This window comes from Brevibacillus sp. NPDC058079 (genome assembly GCF_042885155.1).
In the GTDB taxonomy this organism is placed as follows: domain Bacteria; phylum Bacillota; class Bacilli; order Brevibacillales; family Brevibacillaceae; genus Brevibacillus.
The window spans coordinates 70571-93218 of the sequence record NZ_JBHVSO010000017.1 but is presented as its reverse complement, the minus strand read 5'-3'; the positions used below and the strand labels follow the sequence as shown (position 1 = coordinate 93218).

The following is a 22648-nucleotide window of genomic DNA, read 5'->3' as shown; positions in this document are numbered from 1 at the left end:
GATCAAACTCTCCAATAAAGTTTGTTACTGGTTCAAAGCTGGCAAATCATTTAATGATAGACTCATTAACGCTTTCGCTGTTCAGTTTTCAAAGAGCATTTTTTGTCGAACGTTTTACATCTTATCACGTTCGTTATTATCGAGTCAAGAAGTTTTTTATCGAATCTCGTTTTCTTTTCTCGTATTTTGTCGTCGTTCTTGGCGACAAGGAATAATCTATCACATATAAAATTCTAAATCAAGAGTAATTTTAAAAGTTTTTTTATCGGTAAACGAGAAACAGCTAAAATATCGCGATACGAAAGGAAAAAGAGCGAAAAGACATCTCGCTCTTTCTATCAAATATCTCTACTATATTCAGGCTTGAACTACATACCCGTTTCTTTCCTTACGATATTGAAAGATTCCTACTCCAGCCATAAGAGCCAGTCCTGCGCCCATCGCCAATCATTCCGCGAAGATGAGCAAGATCCCCCTATGCAATTGCCACTAGCGAAAAAGCAACAGGAGACCTATTCCTTTGCTCGCTGGTAAAACTCTTCGCGCAGTAGCCCCATCATGATGGTGTCGTAATACTGCCCATCTACAAATTCATTTTGGCGCAGTCGCCCTTCTATCACAAAGCCTGATTTTTCATAAGCGCGAATGGCACGCGTATTTCCGCTCCACGTATCCAGCTGCACCCGATTCAAGTTCAGCTTGGAAAAGAGGAAGTCGAGTAGGAGACGCAATGTATCTGTACCGTAGCCTTTGCTCCAATACTCTTTTGCCATGATCGCAATGCCAATCGTGGCTGTCCGCGTAATGGGATTCACATCTCGGTAATCACAATTGCCGATGTGTTCTCCGTCCAAGGTATAGACAGAGAATACAAAACCCTTTACTTTATCATCCGGCCGTGAAGCGCGAACGTTTTCCTCATACATGGCTTTTAGTGAGTCGAGTGAAACATAACTATAGGTTACCAGGTCAGAGCCCGCTGCCCATTTGGCCGCTTCTTCGTCGTTGCGCCAATGGAACAGTCTCTCCATATCCTCAGCAATAACTGGTCGTAATTCTACTAAATTCCCTTTGATCATTAAGTATCCTACCCCTCGATTGGTGTTTGAAAATGGAGTCTCTTTGGTTTGAAGTGAGTTTGAATTTATTCATGGTCACCACACCTTTCGAAGTAAGATACCGATTATTCTAACAAAAAAACCACGCTCTGGAAACAGAGGTGGTTATTACTTCATTTGTTAACGACGCCTCTGAAGTTCCGTCAGTACTTCATCCAGCGGCAGCTTTTGCTCGCGTAACAAAACCATCAAGTGGAAGATCAGATCAGAGGCCTCGTACCGCAGCTCCTCACGACTTCGATTTTTCGCTGCAATAATGACCTCTGCAGCCTCTTCCCCGACCTTTTTCAGGATTTTGTCTACGCCTTTTTCGAACAAGTAGGTGGTGTAGGAGCCTTCCGGGCGCTCTACCTCCCGCGCAGCAATCAGTTCCTCCAGCTCACTCAAGATCGCAAACCGATCTGCTTGTACTCGCTCATCTTCTGTATCGGAGAGAACTTCCTGCGAGAAACAGCTGTACACTCCCGTATGACAAGCTGGCCCATTCGGCTCGACCATCACAACCAGTGCATCTCCATCGCAATCATACTGCATAGAGACGATCCGCTGTGTATGACCCGAGGTCTCACCCTTGTGCCACAATTGTTGTCGGGAACGGCTCCAAAACCATGTTTCTTTGGTCTCCAATGACTTTTGTAGCGATTCTTCATTCATATAGGCAAGCGTCAAGACTGTCTTGCTTCCGGCATCCTGCACGATGACAGGAATCAAACCCTTTTCGTCAAAACGCAATTTTTTCACTGCAAACGCTTCTGCTCCTGTCATGGTCGTACGACAACTCCTTTGGTTTGCAAATACTCTTTCACCGAGTGAATCGACGTCTCGTCATAGTGAAAAATGGAAGCGGCCAGCGCGGCATCTGCCTTTCCTTGCGTCAGCACATCGTAAAAATGCTCCCTCGAGCCTGCTCCACCAGAAGCAATGACCGGAATCCCGACCGCTTCTGATACCCGCTTGGTCAATTCGAGTCCAAAGCCTTTCTTTTCCCCATCGTCGTCCATGCTAGTCAACAGGATTTCGCCCGCTCCGAGCGCTTCTGCCTCCTGCGCCCAACGGATGACGTCCCTCCCCGTCGCATTCCGTCCACCGTGGGTATACACTTCCCAGCGATCTTCCCCGACACTTCTCGCGTCGATCGCCACGACGATACATTGTGAGCCGAAGACCGTCGCTCCCTCGCGGATTAATTCTGGACGCAAAACAGCAGCTGTATTCAACGAGATTTTGTCCGCACCCGCACGCAATATCCTTTTCATATCGTCGACGCTGTTAATGCCACCACCAACCGTGAAAGGAATCGTAATGTTTGCGGCCGTTTTTTCGATGACATCCACCATCGTCTTGCGCCCTTCGTGGGACGCAGAAATATCGAGAAAGATCAGCTCGTCTGCTCTTTCCTCGCTATACTTTTTTGCCAGTTCAACCGGGTCTCCTGCATCGCGAAGTCCGACGAACTGCACGCCTTTTACCACCCGTCCGTCTTTTACATCGAGACACGGGATGATTCGTTTAGCCAGCATTCGCTTCACGCCCCTCCATACGCTGTAGCGCTTCTTTCAATGTAAAAGCGTCCGTGTAGAGTGCTTTGCCAACTATGGCACCAGAGACTCCGTCTGAAGCATGGACAGCCAGCGTCAACAAGTCGTCCAGTTGGCTGACGCCTCCCGAGGCAATCACCGATTTACCTGTAGCCATCGCCAAGGCTGCAATTTCTTCTACATTGGGTCCTGTCATCGTGCCATCACGGGCGATATCGGTGTAAATAAACGTCTCGGCGCCATACGTAACCAACCGCTTGGCAAGCTCTGTCGCTTGCACATCTGTCGTGGTCAACCACCCTCTGGTAGCCACCAGCCCATTCCGGCAGTCCAAACCAATCGCAATCTTGTCTCCATAGCTTTGAAGAATTCGCTTCGTAAAAGGCTCGTCTTCGATAGCAGCGGTCCCGACGATCACTCGCGCAACACCCGCTTCCAAATAGTCCGCGATCTGCTCTTCTGTTCGAATGCCGCCTCCAACCTGCACGGGTACAGGGATCGAGCGCGCTATCTCTTTGATGAGCGCTGCATTTGCTGGCTTGCCTTCCTTTGCCCCGTCCAAATCTACGAGATGAACCCAGGTCGCCCCTTGCTCTACCCAGCGCTTTGCCATCGCGAGCGGTGAATCAGCGTACACTGTCTCTTGCCCGTAATCTCCTTGGAAAAGTCGAACACACTTGCCCCCGCGAATATCGATCGCCGGATAAACGATAAAGCTCATGTCAAAACCCCCTCGCATTGAACGGCAAAGTTACGCAGTAGCAGCATTCCTGTCTCTCCGCTCTTTTCCGGGTGAAACTGCATACCGTATACGTTGTCACGATTCACAATGGCTGTGACCTCCTGGTGATAGTCACTCGTCGCAAGCAAGACATCAGACTGGCACAAGACATGATACGAATGGACAAAGTAGACGTAATCGCCATCCTGCACACCGTTTAGTAACGGTTGCTTTTGCTTTATTATCAGTTGGTTCCAGCCCATGTGCGGTACCTTGTAATCCCCGCGAAAACGAACGACCTCACCACCGAGCAGTCCCAAACCCGTATGCTCGCCATGCTCCGCGCTTTTCTCAAATAAAAGTTGCATGCCGAGACAAATGCCCAAGATCGGACGACCTGATACTGCGTATCCCTTGATCGCTTGCTCTAATCCAAGCTCACGTATGTTGGCGATAGCATCCCCGAACGCCCCGACTCCCGGCAAAATCAACCCGCTATATTCTTGCAGACGCTCAGCCTGCGATACGAACTCGTATGAATAGCCCAGCCTTTCCAACGCCTTGCTCAAGCTGTACAAATTCCCCATGCCGTAATCGATGATGCCGATCATGTTACAAAACCCCTTTTGTTGACGGGACCCCTTTTACACGCGGATCGATCGTCGTCGCTTCATCCAATGCACGGCCCAGCGCTTTGAAAATTGCCTCGATCATGTGGTGCGTATTGTGACCGTAGTGCAGGATCACATGCAGATTGATCCGCGCCTCTAGTGCGAGCTTCCATAAAAATTCGTGTACCAGCTCTGTCGGAAACTGACCAACCATATTGGTAGGGTACGTAGCGCGATATTCCAGATGAGGACGGTTGCTGATATCAATGACGACCTGCGCAAGCGCGTCATCCATCGGGACAAACGCATTTCCATAACGCTTGATGCCTTTCTTGTCTCCCAACGCTTCCCGCAGAGCATGCCCAAGACAAATCCCAATATCCTCCACCGTGTGGTGATAGTCGATTTCGATATCTCCCTTTGCCTTGACAGTCAGGTCAAAATGTCCGTGTCGGGTAAACAGGTCTAGCATATGATCCAGAAATGGAACACCCGAATTTTGCTTACTCTCACCCGCGCCGTCTACACCAAAGGAAAGCGCGATCTGCGTCTCATTCGTATTGCGTTCGATCTGTGCTGCACGTTGTTTCCCTTCACTCATCTCTTTTCACTCTCCTGCTCTTCGGTCTCAAAATCTCGCAATCGCGAAAGGATAGCTCGACCGTGCCCAGACAATCCTTCCTGCTCTGCCAGTGCCACAATTTTATGTCCATTGTCTCGCAAATCTCGCTTGCTGTAGGAAACAACACTCGACTTCTTGATAAAATCATCGACGGATAATGGCGAGGAAAAACGCGCCGTTCCATTCGTAGGAATCACATGATTGGTACCAGCAAAATAATCGCCGACTGGTTCTGAGCTGTATGGGCCGAGGAAAATCGCACCTGCATTTTCCACTTTTCCAAGATGCTCAAACGGCTCCGCCACCATGATTTCTAAATGCTCGGGTGCCATACGGTTGATGACGGCAAAACCTTCATCCAAATCGTCGACGAGTAAAATAGCGCCGTAATCGCGTATCGCCGCTTCCGCAATCGATTTGCGTGGAAGATCGGCAAGCTGTCGCTCGACTTCCTGCGACACCTGCTCCGCCAACGATTGCGATGTCGTAACCAATATAGCGGCTGACATCGGATCATGCTCGGCCTGAGACAGCAGGTCTGCCGCAACGTAACGCGAGTTGGCCGTCTCATCTGCGATCACCGCAATTTCACTAGGACCTGCCACCATGTCGATACTGACCAATCCGAAAACTTCTCGCTTTGCCAGTGCCACAAAAATATTGCCGGGCCCGACGATTTTATCAACCGCCTTGATTTGCTCCGTTCCGTAGGTCAGTGCCGCGATCGCCTGTGCCCCACCTACCTTGTATATCTCGGTTACTCCTGCGATTTGAGCCGCAACGAGTATCGCAGGGTTGATTTTCCCATCCGCTCCTGGTGGTGTCGTAATGACGACTTGTGGAACACCTGCGATTTTGGCAGGGATGGCATTCATCAATACACTGGAAGGATAAGCTGCCGTTCCGCCTGGTACATACAATCCTACGCGCTGCAATGGACGTATCAATTGGCCTAGCAAGGTGCCACTCTCTTTGGTGGTAAACCAGGACTGACGCACTTGTCGCTCGTGAAATGCCCGAATATTTTCGGCCGCTTCTATCAATACCGTTTTGACTAGTGGAGAAACGAGCTCACTTGCTTCTGCAAATTCACCTTCGCTCACACGGAAGTTTTGTAGAAGCACACGATCAAATCGTTCTGTGTAATAGCGCAGCGCTTCGTCCCCTTGCTGGCGAACCGAGGTGAGGATCGCCTTCACCGCTTCTTGCTGTTCTCTCGTCCCTGCGTCTACCGATCGTTTCCCGTCATACTGGCTGGCTGACATGATACGCATGACTGTCTCCCCTTTTTCTCTAGTTCCCGCGAGGAATGACCTCTAAAAATTTTCCGGCGATCTCGTCCACCGCTTCACTTTTCATCCGATAGCTGGCTCGATTGGCAATCAGCCTCGTCGTAATTTCACAAATGCTCTCCAGTTCGACCAAGCCATTTTCCCGCAATGTCCTACCTGTTGAGACAATATCCACAATACGATCAGCCAGTCCAATCATCGGTGCAAGCTCTACTGAACCATTCAGCTTGATTACCTCAACCTGCTGTCCCTGCTCACGAAAATAACGTGACGCAATCTTCGGATATTTCGTCGCAACACGCAGCGCTTCCGACGGTTTCCAATCTGGCAGACCCGCTACCATCATGCGACAATAGCCGATATGCAAATCCAACAGCTCGTAAACATCTCGTTCTTCTTCCAATAAAACATCCTTGCCGACGACTCCAACGTCAGCCACCCCATACTCGACATAAGTAGGAACATCGGTAGGCTTCGCCATAATGAATTCAAGCTTGGCATTTTCCACAGGGATAATCAGTTTACGAGAATCTTGTAGATCCGCAGTGACCTGCAAACCAGCCTGCTGGAGGAAGTGGACGGCCTCTTCAAAAATCCGCCCTTTTGGCATGGCGATCGTCAGCTTTTGGTCGTTTTTCGTGAGTGCCATCTCCTACTCCTCCTGTTGTGTCATGCAAATGACCTTAGTATATCCCGCTTCTTGTCCAACCTGTTTCTCATCTATTCTGGAAACGAGACGTGTCACCACCACGAGCCCGTTCTCACGCAATTGCTGTGCCTCTGCCAAAGCGGCGCCGCGGCAATCCTCGGTGTATACAAGCAAAACTCGCGCAGGTGCTTGCCCTTTTTCGAAAGGAGTGACCTGAAGCAGCCGATCCATCTTGATCGCAAAGCCTGTGGCCGATGCCGCACGCCCAAATTGGGAGAGCAACTGATCGTAGCGTCCTCCGCCCAATAGTGGGGAGCCCAGGTCTGCCGCGTACCCTTCGAAAACGACGCCTGTATAGTAGTTCAAATTGATGATCAGATTGAAATCGATCAGCAAATCCTCTGTCACTCCGTAGGCTTCTAACGACTCCCACAAGGAAGCAATCGTCTCGACTGCCCTCCTTGCCTTTCCGTTGCCTGCCAGTTCACGCGCGACTTCAATCTTCCCTTTTCCCCCTTGCAGCCGTAGCAAGGCTTCCAATCGGCTTTTTGCCTCTGTAGGGATGTCTACTGTTGCTAGTAGTTGCCGGAAGCCAACGAAGTCCCGCTCGTACAAAAACTGGCGGAATTGATTGCGAACATGCTCATCCTCAATTTCTTCCTCCAAAAGACCGTCTACGAAATCGACATGCCCAATAGCAATGCGAAACGTCTCTACACCCGCTACCCGCAAGCAAAACACAGCAAGTGCAATTGCTTCCGCATCCGCATCAACAGACGCATCTCCGATCAGCTCGATCCCGGTTTGACAAAACTCTGCATTCCGTCCCGCTTCTTTTTCTTGTGCCCGAAACACATTTGCCTGGTAATACAACCGAATCGGCAATGGAACATCTTTATAAAGGGAGGAAACAACCCTTGCAATTGGCGTTGTCATATCCGGACGCAGGACTACGGTGTGGCCTTGTTTATCCAGGAGGCGAAACATCCGGTCTGTTAGTGTCGCACTTGCTGCTCCTACCGTATCGAAGTACTCCAGAGAGGGTGTGGATATTTCCTCATAGCCCCATCTTTCGATACACTGCCGCAGCTCCCGCTCCAAGTACCGTTGTTTCGCCAGTGATTCCGGCAGTATGTCCCGCATCCCAAGCGGCTTTTCGAATCCCAAGGGTTTTGCCATCCTTGTTCCCTCCATCACATTCGCTTTACTCTGCTAATATGGTAACAAACTAAAGTGTTATGAAGAAGATTACCACGTCGAGATTCTTAGGTCAACCAAGATAAGAATAGTCGGAAAATTTAACACAAAACAAAAAAACCGCCAGGATAAACACCTGACGGCTGATCATAATGGAAGAGACTCTACATGACTTCTTCCTCTGAAGCTTTCATTCGAATGAGCTGCATGGGGTTCCCACCTACAAAGGCACCAGGCGGGACATCTTTATGAACAACCGTTCCCGCTGCGACAATGGCCCCTTTGCCTATCGTTACTCCAGGCAAAATGGTTGTGTTGGCCCCCACCAGGACAGCATCCTCAATAATCACTTCTCCCAAACGGTATTCATCTATCAAATATTCATGCGCAAGTATGGTCGTATTGTACCCGATCACGCAATTACGACCGATCTTGATTTTCTCGGGAAACATAATATCCATCATCACCATCAACGCAACCGCACTATGCTGCCCTACTTCCATACGCAAAAATGTGCGGTACATCCAGTTCTTCCACGAAACGATCGGCGTATATCTGGAGAGTTGGATGACGATAAAATTTTTCATGACTTTCCAGAAGCTTACCGTTCGATACATGTGCCAAAGCGGATTTACCCCATTTACGGGATAACGTGTTGTCTTTCTCATATGCGTCTCTTTCTCCTACAAGTCAGAATCGGCATCTTCTAAAATGGCATTCGACTGTTTCCGTGTGAAGTGCATCGCTGCGTTGTAACCCATCCGTTTCAGACGGAAGTTCATCGCTGCAACCTCAATGATGACTGCCAAGTTTCGTCCTGGTCGAACAGGAACGGTAATAATCGGAATTTCGGTATCCATGATCTTCAATGTTTCCTCATCGAGCCCCAACCGCTCGTACATTTTATGTGGCTCCCACAGTTCTAGCTGAACAACCATCTCGATGTTTTTTACATTGCGCACGGCACCTGCACCAAACATCGTCATAATGTTGATAATCCCCACACCGCGGATTTCCAAGAGATGCTGAATCAGTTCAGGGGCGCTACCGCTTAGCTGCCCACCCTGTGTCTGCTTAATCTCCACTGCGTCATCTGCTACGAGTCGGTGTCCGCGCTTTACAAGCTCAAGTGCGGCTTCACTCTTCCCGATCCCGCTCGATCCCATAATCAAAACGCCGACACCGTAAATGTCTGTAAGTACCCCATGAATCGTCGTCGTTGGTGCAAGACGATTCTCCAGGAAGTTGGTCACTTTCCCGACTAGCGTCGTCGTTGCGAGCGGGGACTGAAGTACAGGTACCCCCAACCGATTGGAAACGTCAATCATCTCTTCAGGCACCATCTGATTACGGGTCACACAGAAGCAAGGAACCTGACTTTGCATGAGAAAATTCATCCGTTCCAGCCGTTCCTCTGGAGTCAGCGTTTGAAAAAAGTTGATTTCCGTCAAGCCGAACAATTGAATCCGCTCTTCCGCATAATACGAATAGTAACCGGCTAACTGCAGGCCGGGGCGACTCAAATCCGTTACGGTAATCTCACGCCCCAAGCCCTCTTCCCCGCTCAAGATCGTCATATTGAAATGGTCCACTAGATGGCTCACATTCGTCTTACGCATGAAGCTTCCCCCTCACATGGGATTTTCCGTCCCTATGGTTGTGTCTCTATTGTATCGAAACCTCTGTACTTACGACAACCTAATAAGACCGAGCATCCTTATTAGGCAAAAACCCCGCGACTCGTTTGAGAGAATACGGGGCTTTTTCGAACATACTACCTCTTTTCTTTTTTCATCCCTACTACAACTTCAATGAGGTAGCCAAAAATACTCATCAGTGCTGCTGCCACAATGACCGTGCCAATGTTATCAGGCCATGGACCCACTTCAAATCCATCAATAAAATAGGCAGTCAACGCAAACGTCACGGCATTAATGACAAACCAGAACAAACCGATCGTCAATACTTGCAAGGGAAAAGTAAAAAACAGCAGAATCGGCCGAATCACTGTGTTGACCATCCCTAAAATCAACGTAGCCCATAGTGCTACAGTGAAATTCGCGACATAAATGGAATGGAACCAATTGCTGATCAAAAGTAGCGCAGCCCCATTTAAAAGCATTTTGATTATCCAGCGGCTCATGGTGCATTCCCCCTATACAGTCTTGCCTTCGCGCAACGATTAACGATTCCCCGTTACTTCCCATTCCCATTGCTCAAAAAACGTTGTCATGAATCGATGTCTGTCTTCGGCGATTTTCTGGGCAGTCTTGGTGAAAAGCTTGTCTTTGATGCGCTGCAGCTTCCAAGTGTATTCCTTATACGGTGTATGCTGATTGGGATCATCCGATTGTATGGGTTGCCCAATAACCCCAGTATAAGCAAAAACCCGAGCCACTCCAATAGCCCCAATCGAATCCAGCTTGTCTGCATCAAACAAGACCTTTTCTTCCAAGGTATGTGGCGGTCGGTTTTTGCGAAAACGATGGGCGAGAATTGCAGACTGTACACGTGAGATGAATGCTTCCGTCATACTGCGTTCGGAGAGCCATTCCCCTGCTAGTCTTGCGCTGATTTCGGCATGGCACTCGCCTGTTTGCCGTTCTTCTGCTCTCCCGATATCATGCAGCAAAGCAGCGAGGCGCAGCACTTCCATATCTGCCCCTTCCTCGCAGCCAATCCGCTCACACATCGCCATCACACGCAAATTATGCTGCCAATCGTGTGCAGGATCTTGTCCATCAAAGCGCTTCTGTGCTTCTGCCACCAGATCGGCAGGTAGTGCGGCAAGAGAATCCTTCACGTAATCCATCTTTTCCTCCCCCTTTGCGTCCACCTAGAAAAGATGCCCCCCTGGATCAGGGAGGCTATCTCTCGATTACTTCGAAACGAATTGCTCTAGCTTGGCATTCGTCCGTTCTTTATCGCGTTCCAAAATCGGCTTCAAATAGATACCCGTGTACGAGCCTTCCAATTGTGCCACTTCTTCCGGTGTACCCGTTCCGATAATCTCTCCGCCGCGGGTACCGCCCTCTGGACCTAAATCTACGATGTAGTCCACCGTTTTGATGACATCCAGATTGTGCTCGATGACCAGCACCGTCTCCCCGTTTTCCACCAATCGTTGCAGTACCTTCAATAAACGATCAATGTCATCCGTATGCAGACCAGTTGTCGGTTCATCCAGAATGTAAAGCGTACGCCCTGTGCTGCGTCGATACAGCTCAGATGCGAGCTTGACACGTTGCGCTTCCCCGCCTGAGAGCGTCGTAGCAGGCTGCCCAAGCTTTACGTATCCTAGCCCTACGTCTACAATCGTCTGTAGTTTGCGCTCAATCTTTGGCAGGTTGCGGAAAAACTCTACGCCATCCTCAATGGTCATTTCCAGCACATCTGCAATGTTCTTGCCTTTGTATTTTACATCGAGCGTCTCGCGGTTGTAGCGCTTGCCATGGCAAACTTCGCAAGGCACATACACATCCGGCAAAAAGTGCATCTCGATTTTAATGATCCCGTCACCACTGCACGCTTCACAACGGCCGCCCTTGACGTTAAAGCTGAAGCGACCTTTTTTATAGCCGCGCACTTTGGCTTCGTTGGTGGAAGCAAACAGGTCGCGAATATCATCAAAGACACCTGTATATGTCGCCGGATTGGAACGTGGTGTACGTCCAATTGGAGATTGATCGATGTCGATCACCTTATCCAAATGCTCCAGTCCCAGGATGCGGCGATGCTCACCTGGCTTCACCTTTGCCTTATTCAAATCACGAGCTAGTGTCTTTTGCAAAATTTCATTGATCAGCGTGCTTTTTCCTGAGCCAGATACACCTGTTACGGCAACAAAAACGCCTAGAGGAAGCTTCGCAGTGACGTTTTTCAGGTTGTTTTCCTTCGCGCCCTCAATCTTGATCCATTTATCCGAAGGCTTGCGACGCTCCATCGGAACAGGGATGAATTTGCGCCCACTCAAATAGGCACCCGTCAAGGAGTTAGGGTCCTTCATGACTTCATCCGGAGTTCCTGCCGCTACGATTTGACCGCCATGTATGCCAGCGCCCGGTCCAATATCAATAATATAATCGCAGGCCATCATCGTATCCTCGTCATGCTCGACGACGATCAATGTATTCCCCAGCTTGGTCATATGCTCCAACGTCTTGATCAGACGCGCGTTATCCCGCTGATGCAATCCGATACTCGGCTCATCCAAAATGTAGAGAACCCCCATCAGACTAGAACCGATCTGCGTAGCCAGTCGAATCCGCTGCGCTTCTCCCCCGGACAATGTTCCCGCCGCTCGGCTCAGCGTCAAGTAATCCAGTCCGACATCAATCAAAAAGTTCAGTCGCGCCTTGATTTCTTTTACGATCAAGTTCGCGATCTTCGCTTCCCGCTCTGTCAGTTCCAGCCCATCGACAAACTGATGCGCATCGAGAATCGACAGTATAGTCAGCTCGGAAATACTGCGCTCCCCGACCTTTACTGCCAAGCTCTCTTGACGCAAGCGTTGGCCTTTACAGACAGGACACGCCTTTTGGCTCATGAAGCCTTCGATTTGTTCGCGGATGTAATCCGAGCTCGTCTCCAGATGACGTCGTTGCAGGTTGATGACGACACCCTCGAACGGTACGACTGCCTCGCGCACCTGCCCAAACTCGTTCTCATAGCGGAAGTGAATTTTTTCGCCTTCACTGCCGTACATCAAGATTTGTCGGTGCGCTACCGTAAGCTCCTCATATGGCACATCCATCCGAATGTTAAAGTGACGGCAAGCTGATTCCAACAATTGTTGATAGTAAGTAGAAGTCTTCGGCTCCCATGCGCCAATCGCCCCGTCATCGAGCGTCTTCGTCACATCGGGAACGACCATATCCGGGTCTACCTCCAATTTGACACCCAGTCCATCACACTCCGAGCAAGCACCAAACGGGCTGTTAAAGGAGAAAATCCGCGGCTCCAGCTCTCCGATGGAGAATCCGCATACTGGGCAAGCATGCTTTTCACTGAACAGCAGCTCCTCTTGCTCCATCACATCGACGATGACCTTGCCATCTGCTAAACGAAGTGCCGTTTCCAGGGAGTCTGCCAGACGCGCCTGTACATCCGGCTTCACGACGATCCGGTCAACGACAACCTCAATGTTATGCTTCTTGTTCTTTTCCAGCTTGATGTCTTCGGACAGATCGGTAATTTCACCATTGACCCGCACACGGACGAAGCCTTGCTTGCGGATGTCCTCGAGCAGCTTGACGTGCTCTCCCTTGCGTCCTTGTACCATAGGCGCGAGAATCTGCATTTTCGTGCGCTCAGGATACTCCAATAGGCGATCGACCATTTGTTCAATGGTCTGGGATTGGATCTCGATGCCATGCTCCGGACAAACCGCTCTACCGACACGCGCATACAAAAGGCGCAAATAGTCGTAGATTTCCGTAACCGTACCTACCGTGGAGCGAGGGTTGCGGCTCGTCGTTTTCTGGTCAATCGAGATCGCAGGGGAAAGTCCCTCAATCGAATCCACGTCCGGCTTGTCCATCTGTCCGAGAAATTGACGGGCGTATGCGGACAGTGACTCGACATAGCGTCGTTGTCCCTCTGCGTAAATCGTGTCAAAAGCAAGCGAGGACTTACCCGAGCCAGACAAACCCGTCAGAACGACGAATTTGTCCCTCGGAATCACTACATCAACATTTTTTAGGTTGTGGGCACGTGCACCCTTTACGACAATATGTTCTAATGGCATGAAAAAAACCTCTCCTTAGAGTTCCGCCTTCAGCTCAAGAATCAAATCACGCAATTCGGCCGCACGCTCGAACATGAGGTTGCGTGCTGCTTCCTTCATTTCTTCTTCCATACGTTCTATAACAGCCACGCGATCCTTCTTCGGCATTTTCTTGAAATCTGCATGTGGCAAGTAATCTGCTTTTTCCTCCGCTACCTTGGTCGCCTCGATCACTTCGCGGACGGACTTTTTCACGGTTTGCGGCGTGATGCCGTGCTCTTCATTGTAAGCCATCTGAATAGAACGACGACGGTCTGTCTCACGAATCGCAGAGGTCATCGAATCTGTCATTTTGTCAGCGTACATAATAACGCGTCCCTCTGCGTTCCGCGCAGCCCGACCAATCGTCTGAATCAGCGAACGCTCATTGCGAAGGAAGCCTTCCTTGTCTGCATCCAATATCGCTACGAGTGATACTTCCGGCAAGTCAAGACCTTCCCTCAATAGGTTGATCCCGACTAGCACGTCGAATTCACCCAAACGCAATGAACGCAAGATCTGCATCCGCTCAATCGTTTTAATATCCGAGTGAAGATAGCGGACCTTGATTCCGATTTCTTTCAGATAGTCCGTCAAATCCTCAGACATTTTCTTCGTCAGAGTCGTGACGAGAACCCGCTCATTTTTCGCAATCGTGGCTTGAATTTCGCCAATCAAATCGTCAATCTGTCCCTTGATCGGACGTACCGTAACCGTTGGATCAATCAAGCCTGTCGGACGAATCACCTGCTGTACCATTTCCGGACTGTGTTCCAGCTCATAAAGACCAGGTGTAGCCGAAATGTAGATCGCTTGTTTCAGCTTTCCTTCAAACTCCTCGAACTTTAGTGGACGGTTATCGCGTGCAGAGGGCAAACGGAATCCGTGATCGACCAGTACATCCTTCCGTGCGCGGTCACCGTTATACATCCCCCGAACCTGCGGCAAGGTCATGTGCGACTCATCCATCATGACGATAAAATCTTCTGGGAAGTAATCCAGCAAGGTATAAGGAGCATGCCCGGCAGGCAGTCCCGTCAGATGGCGAGAGTAGTTTTCAATACCGGAGCAAAAGCCCATCTCCATCATCATCTCAATATCGTACCGTGTGCGTTGCTCCAGTCGCTGTGCTTCCAGGAGCTTGCCCGCATCACGGAATTCTTTCAGTCTTTCTTCCAGCTCGGCCTCGATGCTTTGGACAGCCAGCTTCATTTTTTCCTCGCGCGTTACGTAGTGAGATTTAGGGAAGATGGCAATGTGATCACGCTGTCCCAAAATCTCGCCGGTCAGTACGTCAATCGAAGTAATCCGTTCTATTTCATCTCCAAAAAACTCAACGCGAATCGCCTGCTCACTCTCTGAAGCAGGGAAAATCTCCACGACGTCACCCCGCACACGGAACGTACCGCGCGTGAAGTTGATGTCGTTGCGTGTATACTGGATATCGACCAGACGATGCAAAATCTCGTCCCGTCCTGTTTCCATGCCAACACGTAAAGACAAGAGCAGCTCCCGATACTCCTCAGGAGAACCCAATCCGTATATGCAGGAGACGGAGGCAACGATGATCACATCTCGGCGTTCAAACAACGCACTGGTAGCGGAGTGACGGAGCTTGTCGATCTCGTCGTTAATGCTCGAGTCTTTTTCAATAAACGTATCCGATTGGGGAATGTACGCTTCGGGTTGATAGTAATCGTAGTAGCTGACGAAGTATTCCACCGCGTTGTTCGGGAAAAACTCCTTAAACTCTGCACAAAGCTGAGCGGCCAGAGTTTTGTTGTGTGCCATCACGAGTGTTGGCCTGTTCACCTGAGCAATTACCTGGGCAGCCGTATAAGTCTTTCCCGTTCCCGTCGCACCCAGCAATGTCTGGTGTCGCTTGCCAGCCTGTAACCCTGCCACCAGCTCGGCAATGGCGGTCGGCTGGTCACCGGACGGTTGAAACTCCGATACCAATTCAAAACGCTCCATTCCCTCGTTCATCTCCTCATAGCATGACTGTTTCTACTTTCCATTATAACACAATTCCGGCTAGTTTAAGCCCAAAATTCGAACAAACGTTTGTCTTCATCTTTCCACCGATTTTTCCGATATAAGATGAAGGAAGTGCAAACATGCGCAGATAGACTCGCCACCTTCAGGGAGGATTGACATGTCAGATACCGGAACAACCGTTAAAAATAACCCTTATATACAACCGCATTTGAGCTATAAAGGCAAAAAAGAATTCACCACCGAGCTCGACCAAAATGCCTTTATGAAGCTCATGCTCGAGCAGTTAAAGCATCAAGACCCTATGTCCCCAATGGACAACTCTCAATTCATCCAGCAAACAAGTATGCTGACCATGGTAGAAAAAATCACAAAAATGACCACGCTGATGGAGCAATCGAACAACAGCATGGTCACTTTGGAAAAGTATGAAAAGCTAGTAGGTCGTACAGCCTCGTATTCCCTTACTACAAAAGACGAGATGACGGGAGAAACTTCGACACAGAAGAAAGAAGGCTTACTTGATGCCGTCTACATGGATCAAGGCAAAATCTACTTCCGCATCGCAGGCGAATCGACACCGATTCCTCTGGCAGACGTCTCCGGACTGGAATCGCAAGGTCTGGCTGGTAATACGCTCGATAACAGCGTGAAGTACATGGAAATGATCGGTCGAGAGATTTCCTATAAAGTTACCAAGGAAGTCGACCGGGATGGCAATCCAGATACCACACACGACGTTTCCAAGGTGGATGAAATCTTGAATGGCGTCATCACTGGCTTTACTACCAAAAATGGTACCGCACAATTCCAACTGGATAATGGATCAACCGTAAAAGCCGAAGAAATCGTAGGCATGACGGTGAAACCTGAAAACAGAACAATGGGCAACTCCCTTGCCTACGCGCAAATGATCGGCTACAACATCACATACAATCAGTCTCAGACGAATCCAGACGGCACCACTACCAATACGCCTCTTACAGGCGTGGTCAAAGCTGTCAGCATGAAAAACGGAGTAGTCGAGTTCGTCCTCCAGGATGATAAGAAAGTCGCTCTCAATCAAATCACAGGATTCGAAGCAACTGCCTAGAATCCCATACAAAAAGCCGCACATCTTCGCAATCGGAGAAGGCGGCTTTTTCTTTTGTAAGGTGCTATTCGTTTACGATCACTTTTCCGGTTATCGCATCCACATAAAACGTATCATCTACTTTAAATTCTCCCCCGCAGAAGCAATGCGAGCGAGCTTGGCGAAACGAAAGGTCATAGCCGAGCTTCCAGGTAATCGTGTCTTTCTCGTGATCTGGCTTGTGGATGTAGGTCAGCTCAAGTGGATAGGTTTGGAGTAAACGGGTCATGGCCACTTGTTCTTTAAGCGCTTGGGAACGGGCCGGGTATTTGACACTTGCCGGTTTGTTTATGCTCACCTGCTCCCATTTACCGGTCCATGAATCGATTCGAATCGTATACATCCCCTGTTCCACACTCTGGTTGATCCCATAAACCGGAATGCCGTTCACAAGGGGATCAGCTACGATCGAGGTGTACCTTTCACCTCCATCCTCCTTTACTTGTATCTGATTGCTTCCAGACGGAGTCAGTCTTTTCAAAAGCTTTTCCGCTTCCATTCGATCCCGCTTCTTATCCGTTTTCACGTTAGACCCTTGCGGATTGTTCACCTTAGTAGAAAATTCAAGCAATTCACCAGTCTTTGCATCCGTCACGAGGAGATGGTGCTGCTCGCCGTTACTGCTTCCCTCAGGAAAGGTCGCCATTCGAGATATCTTGTCGGCATAGGGAACCCCCTCACCAAAGTTTCCCCATATGAAATAACGAAGGGCTGGACCATCATCGTAACTCGCCTCGTAGATGGATAGCGGCAGCTTTTCTGTTTCGATTCTAAACAGCATGCGTAACAAATCACGCGCTTGCGTCTCTGTTTGCGCTACCCACTTTTCACCTGTTCCAGTCACATTGATGGTCTGAGACGGGTTGGTTGTCGCTCGGGTATTCGTTGTTAATAATCGTTTACCACTAAAGGCATCCAATGCACTACCTGTATGTTGTTGCGTTATGATTCCATTTTTCAGGACATAAGCGAGTTTTGCTTCTACCTGATCGCTTTGATTATGAATGGGTAATAAATAAACAAGTTCTAATGGACGGCTTTCTTGCCACTTTCGTACTGCTTGTTCGGAGGAGATGACGCGCTGCGGAGATGGGAGTGAAGAGGGACTTACTTTTTCGTATAATCTGCCATCAAACGTAGAAAACCAAACGATTCTTCCCGATGCATCAAAACTGACTAGACAATCATAATCGTCATCGAGCACCACATTATTCAGGACTCGCACCAGTCGAACCGTCAATAAGTCCTTATTTTTATAAACCTCTCTCGCTTGATAAGTGTTACCTGTGCCTGTTCCCTGCAAACCAGCGACAAAAGCCAGCGCACGCGTTTTTGCCTGCTGCTCAGTCGGATAGGTAGGCTTTGTTGCTGCTTTCGAGGTAAGATTCAGTCTGAGCAACTCCCCTGTCTGTCCGTCAAAAATCGCATCATCCATAGACGATTCAGCCTCAGCAGCAGACTGTGCAAACGTGACCACCACCCCGCTAACACCGGGTCCATCCACTTCACCACCGTAAACGACATAGCGCGAAGACAGCTCCGGTAAAAGCTTGACTAGCTTTTGGACACCTTTCGTCACATGCATCGGCACAGCCACAACCGATTGAGCCTGCGCTACGGTCACAGGACTCGTTGCGCCTACTCCAGACAAGGGGGAGGCAAAAACTGTGGCGGCAGCTAAAGTACCTGACAAAAACCACGAGACCGTTCTTTTCACTTTGAACACCGAACCCACTCCCTCTTTTTTCCTCCTACATTGAGACGCAACAGCCACCCGTAAGTTTCCGAATGGACAAGCTATACTCGAAAAAAAGAAGGTATGCACGTTTGTCTGCATACCTTCTCCCCAACTATCCTTATGCTCCTACATTCAGCTTCTCCAGCTTTTGCTTGATCAGCTCGACTACACTGGCGCGTTTCAAATCAACAAATGCACGGGTATTTGCATCTGGAACCACAATGATCCCCAGTTGGTGATGATTGCCCGCATAGACCGCACACTGTACGAACTTCAGCTCGCCTTCACGCGTGAGTACTTCCATTTTGCAAAAGGCAGGATTGGCTTGTAACGCTGGATAAAGATCTTCTTTTTCCCGCACCGAAATGCCATTTACTTTCACGATAATCTCACCGGGCGTGATGCCGATCTCCTCTGCTCTCGTACCCGGAATGACACCCATTACTTTTACACCACGCGAAGACTGGATGAAATAAGGCGAACGCTTTCTTTCTTGATACTGACTCCAGAAAAACAACGCCTCATGACCGAATAGTGCAAAGATCGCGGCCAGCAAGATCAACGGATAAAACCATACAGCCAGAGCACATAACCCCAACAAACCAATCGCATACAGCGTCAAATTTTTCGCAACCTGCGTTGCTTTTCTATAAGGTGTCATCGTTTGCGTCATATCGGAGAATCCGGTCACCGTCGGCAAAAGCATCAGTCCGAATGAAGCGGCTTCCGGCGAAAAGAACGGCCACCCCGGATACAACGCACCACTGATAGCACCTGGCTCCATCTGTACGAACAGCACGGCTGGCGTCAGCCAAAAAGAATGAAGCAAATAGGCACCGACGATCCGACCACGCTGCCCTTCCACGAACAGCGGAGAAGCGTCCCGCCCGCCATTCCAACGTACGAGCATCGCTTCAATCAGATGCATGACCGCAACTAACGCAAGCAACGGCAAAGGTTTCGCCTGACGAATCATTTCCCAAACAAAGCTCAATCCAGGAACATCCGTAACTGGTGGAATGACCTGTGTGATCGCGTGTAAAATCGCCAAAATCCCTGCAGCATATGCGAAACAGAGAAACCGTAAACGAATCAGCGCCAAGATGAGCGCCAATCCCCATAGTATCCACAAATCCTGTGCTTGCACGACCACGCCGAGTCCTGCGCTAAGAAGAGAAATAAGCAAGCCACCCACCAAGCCCATCCCTACAGCCCGTATCGTCGAGAGCAAGGGGGACTGAATGCGTGCAGAAAAAAGCTGCCTTTCCAGGTTCATCTGTCTGCGATAATGCAAATAAATAAAAACCAGAAAGAGATAGAAAACAGGATTGATAAAAAATGCGGCAAAGCCATATGCAATGGTAAGCATATCTGCCTGTATCGCCAATTGCCTCACCTCAACTAAAAGAAAGAAAAACCACGGCATTTGATTTGCCGTGGTTATCATTTCTACGGATAGAAGGTAATTACCTGCTTCCATTTTCTTGATTATTCATTACTTGCCCGTGACTACTTCCAGAGCTTTTTGCAATTGCAGGTCATTTTCTGGCTTCGTCATCGTTTTACGGAGACTTTCTTCCAGCGAAGAGCGTGTCTTCGCGTCTACTTTGCCAGTTACCTCAAGCTTATTGGAGGTTTGGAACTGCTTGATTACTTCCTCTGTCTTTTCATCAAAATAGCCATCTTCTCGTCCTGGGGACAGATTCAAGCCCTTCAGGATGAGCTGCAGGTTTTTCACGTCCGTACCGGCCATATCGCGCTGCAATACTTTATCTGCCGGCAACAGAGTTGCGTTGAAATAGTCTGGTTGCTTGACTGCAAAGTCTGGCGTAATGCCTTTTTTATGGACCCATTCACCCTTCGGTGTGAGCCACTTGGCAATCGTCAGCTTCAATTGGCTCTTGTCGTTCATTTCCATGGTACTCTGAACGGTTCCTTTACCAAATGTCTTCTCACCGACCAGCTTGTAGTTGCCGCTATCCCGCAGAGCACCTGCGAGAATCTCCGAGGCACTGGCGCTTCCGCCATTAATCAGTACCGAGATTGGGTAAGGCTTAGCAGCTACTGTAGTCGAGAAATACTCTTCCTTTTGCTGTCCGCCATTTCCATACTCGATTTGCACGATCTTACCTTTATTCGGTACGAGGATTTCTCCGATTTCTTTCACGGCTAACAAATACCCGCCCGGATTGCCTCGAACGTCAATTACCAAACCGCCAATCCCCTTCTGTTCGAGAGCAGCCAACTGATCTTTGAAGTGCTTAGCTGTTTCTGTAGAGAATTGGGTAAGGTTGATCACGCCTACTTTGACACCGTTCTTCTCGAGTATCTGACTGTTTACCGTCTCAATCGGAATATCGTCACGTACACACACGATGGTAAGGGGCTCCGGTACTCCGGCTCTCACAACTTTGAGAACCGCCTTTGTTCCTTTAGGCCCGCGAATCTTCGTCACTGCCTGATGCAGGTCCAATCCTTCCAGGGATTCATCATTTACGCTCAAAATTTGGTCGTTTGGCCGCAGCCCTGCACGCTCCGCTGGGGAGTTTTTGAATGGCGAAACAACCGTTACCCGACCATTTTGCATCGTAACTTCTGTCCCGATCCCTTGGAAAGTCGAGTGTAGGGTAGATGTGAACTCCTCAGCAGAACGAGGGTCCATGTAATCACTGTACGGATCTTCGAGCGACCCGACCATTCCGCCAATTGCACCTTCTACTAACTGCTCATTGGTGACATTTTGGATGTAATCTTTCTTGATTGTTGAAAACGCCTCGTACAGCTTCTGGAACTCTTTCGGATAATCTCCGCTCCCAGAAAACAGCGCCATGCTGGATGCTGTTAAAGCCCCACCTTGACTCGAACTGGCGCTAGCCGATGTCTTCATGATCGCCATCGTAATAAAACTGCTGGCTACCATCGAGATGAGTACAAGCGCGATTACGGTACGTCCTTTCCATCTCACTGTTACGTCACCATCCTTTGTGCTACCGGAAAAAGATATGCTGCTAGTGTATGCATGTTCCGTTAACAATATTTGTCTGGTCGCACGAGGGTCTACTTCAAGTACGGCATTGGGTTAACTGCTACGTCATTTTTATAGACGGTAAAGTGTACGTGATTTCCGGTTGAGCGACCTGTTGACCCTACCTCTGCGATCTTTTGACCTCTCGATACGGCTTGCCCAACAGAAACCTTGATACCTCCCTCGCGAATATGACCGTACAGAGTGGTATATTCCGCGTTATGCTTGATCATTACTGTATTCCCGTAGCCGCCGTTATATCCTGCAAAGAGAACGATTCCGTCAGCCGCTGCCATAATAGACGTTCCTTTAGGTGCTGCCATATCTAAACCATTATGCCCAGCCGAGCGGCCTGTAAACGGGTCTGACCGCATTCCGAAGCCTGAAGTGAAGCGAAATTGTCCACTTGCGACAGGCAAGCCAAACTTACCACCCTTGTAGCCTGTACTGGAGGCGCTCATCGCACGTACTCGCTCCGCGTATTTGGCTGATTCCTGTTTAGTGATAGCCAAAAGCTCCTGTCCATACTGCTCTAAATCTACTTCCAGTGCAGATTCTTTCTTATCCAGTTCAGCCTTGACCACTAGACTTTGCTTGTACTGCTTGTCCAATTCGACTTTGAGTTCCTCAGCCTCATCGAACATCCCGGAGTACACAGTCAGCTGATGATCAATTTCTTTCTTTTTGGTCTCGATGGTTTCCTTATCGCGAATGTTATCCTCTAAAATACGCGTGTCCTGCTCCAAAATAAGCTGCAAGGCCTGCATACGCGTCAAAAAGTCCCCAAAGTCAGAGGAACCGAGAAGTACATCCAAATAGGAGATCGTACCGCGTTCATACATGGAAGTCACACGTGTTCTGAGCAAGGCATCCCTTTTCGCCACGCGGTCTTTTGCTTCATCCAGATGATCCTGAGCGTTTGCTGCTTTTTCCTTGGTATCATCCATTTGCTGCTCAAGCTTGTCCAGCTTTTTCTGTGTATCGTTGCGCCGCAAATCGATTTGCATCAATTGCGTTTCCAAGCCCTTTTTCTCTTTTTGCACGACATTGATCTGTTCTTCGGTCTTCTTCAATTGCTGCTGCTGGCTTTTCTTCTTCTTTTGGATGTCTTTTAGCTCTCGATTAATCTTGTCCAAAGAGGCCTTACTAGGCGCTGCCAAGCTCACATTTGTCGGGAGCACAGTACCGACCACAAGCCCAGTGATTACGAGTGCTAGCAGGATTCTCTTTCTCATGTTACTCCTCC

The 22648-nt window shown here is 49.2% G+C and carries 21 protein-coding genes; 2 read left to right on the top strand and 19 right to left on the bottom strand.

Annotated features, from left to right (window positions below; translation table 11 throughout):
* A partial coding sequence (locus ACFVS2_RS31140; protein WP_390240319.1) for a hypothetical protein occupies nucleotides 1-215 on the top strand: 215 nt, incomplete at its 5' end.
* A 297-nt stretch (nucleotides 216-512) separates the two neighbouring features.
* Here ACFVS2_RS31140 and ACFVS2_RS31135 read toward each other — a convergent pair.
* The 15 genes from ACFVS2_RS31135 to uvrB all read right to left on the bottom strand — a co-directional run bounded on the left by ACFVS2_RS31135 (nucleotide 513) and on the right by uvrB (nucleotide 15486).
* Complete coding sequence (locus tag ACFVS2_RS31135) at nucleotides 513-1079, bottom strand: GNAT family N-acetyltransferase (protein ID WP_390240317.1); 567 nt, start codon at nucleotides 1077-1079, stop codon at nucleotides 513-515.
* Nucleotides 1080-1238: 159 nt separating this feature from the next.
* Complete coding sequence (gene hisIE, locus ACFVS2_RS31130; RefSeq protein ID WP_390240315.1) at nucleotides 1239-1883, bottom strand: bifunctional phosphoribosyl-AMP cyclohydrolase/phosphoribosyl-ATP diphosphatase HisIE; 645 nt, start codon at nucleotides 1881-1883, stop codon at nucleotides 1239-1241.
* Nucleotides 1880-2638 (bottom strand): imidazole glycerol phosphate synthase subunit HisF, encoded by a 759-nt coding sequence (gene hisF, locus ACFVS2_RS31125; protein ID WP_017252223.1) that lies wholly within the window; start codon nucleotides 2636-2638, stop codon nucleotides 1880-1882. The genes hisIE and hisF overlap by 4 nt, the downstream gene beginning before the upstream one ends.
* A complete protein-coding gene (gene hisA, locus ACFVS2_RS31120; protein WP_390240313.1) occupies nucleotides 2628-3377 on the bottom strand; it encodes a 1-(5-phosphoribosyl)-5-[(5-phosphoribosylamino)methylideneamino]imidazole-4-carboxamide isomerase in 750 nt (249 codons plus the stop codon). Before hisA ends, hisF begins: the two co-directional genes overlap by 11 nt.
* Nucleotides 3374-3988, bottom strand: a complete 615-nt coding sequence (hisH, locus tag ACFVS2_RS31115; RefSeq protein ID WP_390240311.1) for an imidazole glycerol phosphate synthase subunit HisH — start codon at nucleotides 3986-3988, stop codon at nucleotides 3374-3376. Before hisH ends, hisA begins: the two co-directional genes overlap by 4 nt.
* 1 nt (nucleotide 3989) lies before the next feature.
* Complete coding sequence (gene hisB / locus ACFVS2_RS31110) at nucleotides 3990-4589, bottom strand: imidazoleglycerol-phosphate dehydratase HisB (protein ID WP_017252226.1); 600 nt, start codon at nucleotides 4587-4589, stop codon at nucleotides 3990-3992.
* A complete protein-coding gene (hisD, locus tag ACFVS2_RS31105; RefSeq protein WP_390240309.1) occupies nucleotides 4586-5884 on the bottom strand; it encodes a histidinol dehydrogenase in 1299 nt (432 codons plus the stop codon). Before hisD ends, hisB begins: the two co-directional genes overlap by 4 nt.
* 19 nt (nucleotides 5885-5903) lie before the next feature.
* Complete coding sequence (hisG, locus tag ACFVS2_RS31100; RefSeq protein WP_173619613.1) at nucleotides 5904-6551, bottom strand: ATP phosphoribosyltransferase; 648 nt, start codon at nucleotides 6549-6551, stop codon at nucleotides 5904-5906.
* A gap of 3 nt (nucleotides 6552-6554) precedes the next feature.
* Nucleotides 6555-7730 carry an ATP phosphoribosyltransferase regulatory subunit gene (locus ACFVS2_RS31095; protein ID WP_173619614.1) on the bottom strand — a complete coding sequence of 392 codons (1176 nt, stop codon included), beginning with the start codon at nucleotides 7728-7730 and terminating at the stop codon, nucleotides 6555-6557.
* Between the two features lie 182 nt (nucleotides 7731-7912).
* Nucleotides 7913-8416, bottom strand: coding sequence for an acyltransferase (locus tag ACFVS2_RS31090; protein WP_017252230.1), 504 nt, complete (start codon nucleotides 8414-8416; stop codon nucleotides 7913-7915).
* A 15-nt stretch (nucleotides 8417-8431) separates the two neighbouring features.
* Entirely contained in the window at nucleotides 8432-9367 is a 936-nt protein-coding gene (gene hprK, locus ACFVS2_RS31085; protein ID WP_007718288.1) for an HPr(Ser) kinase/phosphatase, read from the bottom strand.
* Between the two features lie 155 nt (nucleotides 9368-9522).
* Nucleotides 9523-9891, bottom strand: a complete 369-nt coding sequence (locus ACFVS2_RS31080) for a phage holin family protein (protein WP_047069714.1) — start codon at nucleotides 9889-9891, stop codon at nucleotides 9523-9525.
* 39 nt (nucleotides 9892-9930) lie between these two features.
* Nucleotides 9931-10560, bottom strand: a complete 630-nt coding sequence (locus ACFVS2_RS31075) for an HD domain-containing protein (RefSeq protein ID WP_390240306.1) — start codon at nucleotides 10558-10560, stop codon at nucleotides 9931-9933.
* 66 nt (nucleotides 10561-10626) lie between these two features.
* A complete protein-coding gene (uvrA, locus tag ACFVS2_RS31070; RefSeq protein ID WP_173619617.1) occupies nucleotides 10627-13494 on the bottom strand; it encodes an excinuclease ABC subunit UvrA in 2868 nt (955 codons plus the stop codon).
* Between the two features lie 15 nt (nucleotides 13495-13509).
* A complete protein-coding gene (uvrB, locus tag ACFVS2_RS31065; RefSeq protein ID WP_007718279.1) occupies nucleotides 13510-15486 on the bottom strand; it encodes an excinuclease ABC subunit UvrB in 1977 nt (658 codons plus the stop codon).
* 181 nt (nucleotides 15487-15667) lie between these two features.
* Here uvrB and ACFVS2_RS31060 point away from each other — a divergent pair, with 181 nt between their 5' ends.
* The gene (locus ACFVS2_RS31060; protein WP_390240303.1) at nucleotides 15668-16600 is read left to right on the top strand and encodes a flagellar hook assembly protein FlgD; all 933 of its coding nucleotides are present in this window, start codon (nucleotides 15668-15670) and stop codon (nucleotides 16598-16600) included.
* 64 nt (nucleotides 16601-16664) lie between these two features.
* On the opposite strand, the gene ACFVS2_RS31055 is transcribed toward ACFVS2_RS31060, so the two are convergent.
* The 4 genes from ACFVS2_RS31055 to ACFVS2_RS31040 form a co-directional block, all read right to left on the bottom strand.
* Nucleotides 16665-18374, bottom strand: a complete 1710-nt coding sequence (locus ACFVS2_RS31055) for a hypothetical protein (protein WP_390240301.1) — start codon at nucleotides 18372-18374, stop codon at nucleotides 16665-16667.
* Nucleotides 18375-18495: 121 nt separating this feature from the next.
* Entirely contained in the window at nucleotides 18496-19857 is a 1362-nt protein-coding gene (locus ACFVS2_RS31050; RefSeq protein WP_390240299.1) for a PDZ domain-containing protein, read from the bottom strand.
* 15 nt (nucleotides 19858-19872) lie between these two features.
* Nucleotides 19873-21342, bottom strand: a complete 1470-nt coding sequence (locus tag ACFVS2_RS31045) for a S41 family peptidase (protein ID WP_390240297.1) — start codon at nucleotides 21340-21342, stop codon at nucleotides 19873-19875.
* A gap of 92 nt (nucleotides 21343-21434) precedes the next feature.
* Nucleotides 21435-22637, bottom strand: coding sequence for a murein hydrolase activator EnvC family protein (locus tag ACFVS2_RS31040; RefSeq protein ID WP_390240295.1), 1203 nt, complete (start codon nucleotides 22635-22637; stop codon nucleotides 21435-21437).
* Nucleotides 22638-22648: the final 11 nt, after the last annotated feature.

Coding starts and splice junctions, on each gene's coding strand:
- hisF (WP_017252223.1), bottom strand. CDS start 2,638: ATGCTGGCTAAACGAATCATCCCGTGTCTCGATGTAAAAGACGGACGG.
- ACFVS2_RS31075 (WP_390240306.1), bottom strand. CDS start 10,560: ATGGATTACGTGAAGGATTCTCTTGCCGCACTACCTGCCGATCTGGTG.
- ACFVS2_RS31080 (WP_047069714.1), bottom strand. CDS start 9,891: ATGAGCCGCTGGATAATCAAAATGCTTTTAAATGGGGCTGCGCTACTT.
- ACFVS2_RS31050 (WP_390240299.1), bottom strand. CDS start 19,857: ATGGAAGCAGGTAATTACCTTCTATCCGTAGAAATGATAACCACGGCA.
- ACFVS2_RS31040 (WP_390240295.1), bottom strand. CDS start 22,637: ATGAGAAAGAGAATCCTGCTAGCACTCGTAATCACTGGGCTTGTGGTC.
- uvrA (WP_173619617.1), bottom strand. CDS start 13,494: ATGCCATTAGAACATATTGTCGTAAAGGGTGCACGTGCCCACAACCTA.
- hprK (WP_007718288.1), bottom strand. CDS start 9,367: ATGCGTAAGACGAATGTGAGCCATCTAGTGGACCATTTCAATATGACG.
- hisD (WP_390240309.1), bottom strand. CDS start 5,884: ATGCGTATCATGTCAGCCAGCCAGTATGACGGGAAACGATCGGTAGAC.
- hisA (WP_390240313.1), bottom strand. CDS start 3,377: ATGAGCTTTATCGTTTATCCGGCGATCGATATTCGCGGGGGCAAGTGT.
- hisIE (WP_390240315.1), bottom strand. CDS start 1,883: ATGACAGGAGCAGAAGCGTTTGCAGTGAAAAAATTGCGTTTTGACGAA.
- ACFVS2_RS31090 (WP_017252230.1), bottom strand. CDS start 8,416: ATGAGAAAGACAACACGTTATCCCGTAAATGGGGTAAATCCGCTTTGG.
- ACFVS2_RS31060 (WP_390240303.1), top strand. CDS start 15,668: ATGTCAGATACCGGAACAACCGTTAAAAATAACCCTTATATACAACCG.
- ACFVS2_RS31135 (WP_390240317.1), bottom strand. CDS start 1,079: ATGATCAAAGGGAATTTAGTAGAATTACGACCAGTTATTGCTGAGGAT.
- hisB (WP_017252226.1), bottom strand. CDS start 4,589: ATGAGTGAAGGGAAACAACGTGCAGCACAGATCGAACGCAATACGAAT.
- hisG (WP_173619613.1), bottom strand. CDS start 6,551: ATGGCACTCACGAAAAACGACCAAAAGCTGACGATCGCCATGCCAAAA.
- hisH (WP_390240311.1), bottom strand. CDS start 3,988: ATGATCGGCATCATCGATTACGGCATGGGGAATTTGTACAGCTTGAGC.
- uvrB (WP_007718279.1), bottom strand. CDS start 15,486: ATGGAGCGTTTTGAATTGGTATCGGAGTTTCAACCGTCCGGTGACCAG.
- ACFVS2_RS31095 (WP_173619614.1), bottom strand. CDS start 7,730: ATGGCAAAACCCTTGGGATTCGAAAAGCCGCTTGGGATGCGGGACATA.